This is a genomic window from Gelidibacter maritimus (assembly GCF_014062315.1).
Classification (GTDB): domain Bacteria; phylum Bacteroidota; class Bacteroidia; order Flavobacteriales; family Flavobacteriaceae; genus Gelidibacter; species Gelidibacter maritimus.
This window is the reverse complement of the sequence record NZ_JACGLT010000044.1, coordinates 1-986: the sequence shown is the minus strand read 5'-3', so window position 1 is coordinate 986 and position 986 is coordinate 1. Positions and strand designations below refer to the sequence as shown.

The 986-nt window shown below is 41.1% G+C and carries 1 protein-coding gene; it reads right to left on the bottom strand.

What is annotated here, in order from left to right:
- Positions 1-986: PKD domain-containing protein (locus H3Z82_RS19420; protein ID WP_182207114.1), on the bottom strand; the 986-nt coding region annotated here is incomplete at both ends.

The following is a 986-nucleotide window of genomic DNA, read 5'->3' as shown; positions in this document are numbered from 1 at the left end:
TCGGACACTCCCAAACTGGAGGATTTAATGACAACTCCATAGTCCAATGCGTTCCCACTATCGAAAACACCGCACGCGGTCTCACCTCCCCTGCCGTCAACATAATGACCTATTATTCTAAGTCCAACTTTATTTCCTGCCGCTGCATATAATGGTACGGTTATGTTTTCGATGAACTCAAACTCTCCATTAACATAATCCGTAAACGCCACGTTTCTAGAAACAATCAGTTCATCTTCGGAAAACTGCCCATCAAAATTCCAATCGGCCCATACCCTTACTCTGTTAATGTCAGATGCTCCACCATTTCCAAGTTCAGTGATGATAGTCATAGAATAGGACTCACCTAACTCTAAATCGGTATTTACTGAGTTAAAATAATTGTAATAATTATTCAAATCCGGGGCATGATCAATAGTCCCCAACTTTATATTATTGATATTAAAATAAGTGCCATATCGGGGGGTGGTTTCACAATAAGCAACAATGGCACTCACACTACTAATATACGAATCTGTTACCCCGTCGGCATTTGTAACTGTCAAGGAATAGTTATAGACACCTGGTTCATCGTAGGTTATTTCCGGTGGATTTTGCCCTACAAATGAAGCTGGAGTTCCTCCTTCAAAAGTCCATTCCCAATTTATAATGGTAGATGAACTTGAGGATTTATCCATAAACATTAGAGGTTGAGTATATGGGAACTCATATGTACTAGGGCTTGCCAGCGCCTGAATTCCAGAAGCTCCACCAATTATAGTAATGCCGTAATCAGCGGCATTTCCACTATCGAATAGACGACACGGAGTCTCTCCTCCCGCCTTACCATCAACAAAACTTCCTAATACTCTAAGTCCCACCTTTTTTCCTGCCGCTGCATATAATGGTACAGTTATGTTTTCGGTGAACTCAAACTCTCCATTGACATAATCCGTAAACGCCACGTTTTTAGAAATAATCAGTTCATCTTCGGAAAACTGCCCATC